Origin of the sequence: Brevundimonas sp. (genome assembly GCF_030656255.1) — a bacterium.
In the GTDB taxonomy this organism is placed as follows: Bacteria; Pseudomonadota; Alphaproteobacteria; order Caulobacterales; family Caulobacteraceae; genus Brevundimonas.
This window is the reverse complement of sequence record NZ_JAUSOE010000051.1, coordinates 1-3,111: the sequence shown is the minus strand read 5'-3', so window position 1 is coordinate 3,111 and position 3,111 is coordinate 1. Positions and strand designations below refer to the sequence as shown.

4 protein-coding genes are annotated in these 3,111 nt (G+C 66.7%); 1 reads left to right on the top strand and 3 read right to left on the bottom strand.

Annotation, left to right across the window (positions count from 1 at the left end; genetic code table 11):
- On the bottom strand, window positions 1-443 hold a 443-nt coding region (locus tag Q7J26_RS05675), incomplete at its 3' end, for an AAA family ATPase (RefSeq protein ID WP_304935528.1).
- 70 nt (window positions 444-513) lie between these two features.
- On the opposite strand from Q7J26_RS05675, the gene Q7J26_RS05670 reads away from it, so the two are divergent.
- Window positions 514-936 (top strand): VOC family protein, encoded by a 423-nt coding sequence (locus Q7J26_RS05670; protein ID WP_304935527.1) that lies wholly within the window; start codon window positions 514-516, stop codon window positions 934-936.
- 5 nt (window positions 937-941) lie between these two features.
- Here Q7J26_RS05670 and Q7J26_RS05665 read toward each other — a convergent pair whose 3' ends face one another.
- Both Q7J26_RS05665 and Q7J26_RS05660 read right to left on the bottom strand, forming a co-directional pair.
- Entirely contained in the window at window positions 942-1,229 is a 288-nt protein-coding gene (locus Q7J26_RS05665) for a hypothetical protein (RefSeq protein ID WP_304935526.1), read from the bottom strand.
- A 115-nt stretch (window positions 1,230-1,344) separates the two neighbouring features.
- Window positions 1,345-2,748, bottom strand: a complete 1,404-nt coding sequence (locus tag Q7J26_RS05660; protein WP_304935525.1) for a Do family serine endopeptidase — start codon at window positions 2,746-2,748, stop codon at window positions 1,345-1,347.
- Window positions 2,749-3,111: the final 363 nt, after the last annotated feature.

The window sequence follows — 3,111 nt, the reverse complement described above, 5'->3', positions numbered from 1 at the left end:
AAACTGGGGTTTTCTGTCGTGGCCCCAACCAGGGTGACTACCCCGGCCTCCACGAAGGGCAGGAAGCCGTCCTGCTGGGCGCGGTTGAACCGGTGGATCTCGTCGACGAACAACAGGGTGCTCTGCCCCGCCGCCCGGCGCATCCGCGCCGCCTCGAACGCCTTCTTCAGATCGGCGACGCCCGAAAACACGGCGCTGATCGACTGGTATTCATAGCCCGCCGCCTGGGCCAGAAGCCGGGCGATGGTGGTCTTGCCGGTGCCGGGCGCCCCCCACAGGATCATCGAGCCCAGCCGCCCCGCCTCGATCATCCGCCGGATCGGTCCGCCAGCGCCCAGCAGATGGTCCTGGCCCACCACCTCGTCCAGCGTGCGCGGGCGCAGACGGTCGGCCAGGGGCGCGTCGGGGGGCAATATGCCGGAGGCTTCGAACAGGTCGGTCATTGCGACCTATGTAGTCGTGCCTAAAGCGGTTTTCACCCGTTAGTATGGGTCAGCGCTACAGAGATCGATCATGACCGACGCCCATCCCAACCAAGGCCCGACCTCCGGACTGACGCCGCACCTGACGATTCCGTCGCGCGGGGCCTCGGCGGCCATCGACTTCTACATCATCGCCTTCGGGGCCGAGGTGCTGGATCGCCGCCTGGCCGACGACGGCGAACGACTGATCCACGCCCATCTGAAGATCAACGGCGCCAGCCTGATGCTGAACGACGAGTTCCCGGAATACACCGGCGTTCAGGACGTGCGCCCCGCCGGCGTAACCCTGCACCTCCAGGTCGCCGACCCCGACGCCTGGTGGACCCGCGCCATGACCGTCGGCGGCGCCGAGCCCGTCATGGATATGGCCGATCAGTTCTGGGGCGACCGCTACGGCGTCCTGCGCGACCCCTTCGGTCACACCTGGTCGATCGGCGGGCCGACGAAGGGGTGAAACCCTCAGAGCGCTTTCACCCGCGTCACAGCCCAGCTTAGGGGCAGACCAACGAGGATCATGATCGCTAACAAGCCAAGCATTCCGCCCCATTGCGACGGAAAGCGACTTTCCGCGAGCAGGAAGATCGCAATCATTCCAAAGCCCAGAAATAGAGCCTGAGATTTAGGGACGACCAGTTCCTTCCCGCAATTGGTGCACGCGAAGGCACTGCCCAGTCTAAACTGCGTCTTGAGAAAAGGCACGCGCGTGTCGCATTCCGGGCAAGTGGGTCCAAAGGCCATCGAATGCATACCCTATTCCGCTAAATGCCTGTCTCTTCTAAAGCCATAGCAACTCGGGCAATGCGCGCTGTCAATCCGAAGTCGTTGCGAGTCGCGAGTAGCGACGAACACCCGGGCTCCTTTTTTATCTCAGCACGCCCCTGATCTGACGCCCGCCACGATTGACGACGATCTCCCACGGGCCGCGGCCGGCGCCGGCGGCTTCGACGTCACGCGCCGAGGCGATGGCCCGGCCGTTGATGCTGACGATCAGGTCGTTCTGGCGGAAGCCGGCGCGGGCGGCGTAGCCTCGACCCGAGACGCCGGTCACGATCACGCCGGTGGCGAACGGGTCGCCGCCCAGGCGGTCGGCCAGGGCCGGATTCAGGGCCACGACCTGGGCCCCGGCGAAGGGACCGGACTGGATCAGGACGCCCTGACTGGGATCGGCGTCGCCCGGCAGGGTCTGGACCCGCGCCGTCAGGGTTTCGGGCCGGCCGTCACGCAGGATGGCGACCTGGACCTGATCGTTCGGATTGCGCGAGCCGACGCGGTAGTTCAGCCCGTTCTGATCGTTGATCTCCTGACCGTCCACGGCGGTGATCACATCGCCCTGGCGGATGCCGGCGCGGGCGGCGGGACCATTGGCGTAGACGTCGGTGACCACCAGCCCCTGGGGCCGGCTGAGCCCCAGGCTGCCGGCGATGTCGCCGGTGACGGTGTCGCCCTTCACGCCCAGCCACGGCCGGACCACGGCCTTGGCGCCGCCCAGGGCGCTGTCGACCACGCGCTTGACCATTGCGGCGGGCACGGCGAAGCCGACCCCGGCCGAGGAGCCCGAGCGGGAGAAGATGGCGGTGTTGATGCCGATCAGATCGCCGTCCATGTCCACCAGGGCGCCGCCCGAATTGCCGGGATTGATGGCCGCATCGGTCTGGATGAAGGAGCCGCTGTCGGAAATGCCGGTCTCGGTCCGATTCAGGGCCGAGATGATGCCGTTGGTCACCGTCTGGCCCACGCCGAACGGATTGCCGATGGCCAGGACCAGGTCGCCGACCTGCTGTTCTTCCTGATCGTCGATGGCCAGGACCGGCAGTCGGTCGCTGACGTTCTCGAGCCGCAGCACGGCGATGTCGCTGCGCTCGTCGGCCAGGATGACGGTGGCGGGAAACTCGCGCCGGTCGTTCAGCACGACCTTGATCTGCTGGGCGCCCTGGATGACGTGGTTGTTGGTCACCACGATTCCGTCCGAACGGACGATGACGCCTGAGCCCACGGATTCGGCCACCCGCGCCTGGGGCATGCCGCCGCCGAAGAACTGGAAAAAGGGATCGGCCTGGACCCGCTGCACGCTGCGGGCCGAGATATTGACCACGGCGGGCGCGGCGGATCGCACCACAGGGGCGAAGCTGGACTTCATTCCCGCCGCGTCGCTCGGCGCCGTGCGCGTCGGCTGGGCGAACTCGCCCTCCTGCGCCTTGGAATTGGTGGGATTGCCGCAGGCCGACAGGGCCAGGGCGGCGGCGAGCACGATCGATCGGGTCTGCATAATCATCCGAGGAGAACAGGCTTCAAGCCACACCATACCGCACCGTGTTTCGGGCCGCATCAAGGCGTCGGCGCGACATCAACGGACAAGCTTTCAGCCCGTTCCCTCGGGGATCGTGCAGACGAACGGACGCGCTCCGTCCTTTCGGCGGAGTTGGAGGCCCTTTGGAAGCGGAGGGCTGGGCGGGGCACCGGGCCTTCGCCCGGAGTTTTGTGTTTTGGTTACCGTTTCGACGAAGGTTTGACGCCCCGCGCGGAAGGTTGGCCTGCAAGCTCGGGGCGCCGAGCGGTGGCGGTCTTATCGCCTAACCCCATAAGCCTGCGACGGGTCGGCAGGGTCTGCGAACCCTGTCCCGAGTGCGAT

What these genes read in the sequence shown, in the direction of transcription:
- Q7J26_RS05670 (WP_304935527.1), top strand. Translation starts at nt 514, where the DNA reads ATGACCGACGCCCATCCCAACCAAGGCCCGACCTCCGGACTGACGCCG.
- Q7J26_RS05665 (WP_304935526.1), bottom strand. Translation starts at nt 1,229, where the DNA reads ATGCATTCGATGGCCTTTGGACCCACTTGCCCGGAATGCGACACGCGC.
- Q7J26_RS05660 (WP_304935525.1), bottom strand. Translation starts at nt 2,748, where the DNA reads ATGCAGACCCGATCGATCGTGCTCGCCGCCGCCCTGGCCCTGTCGGCC.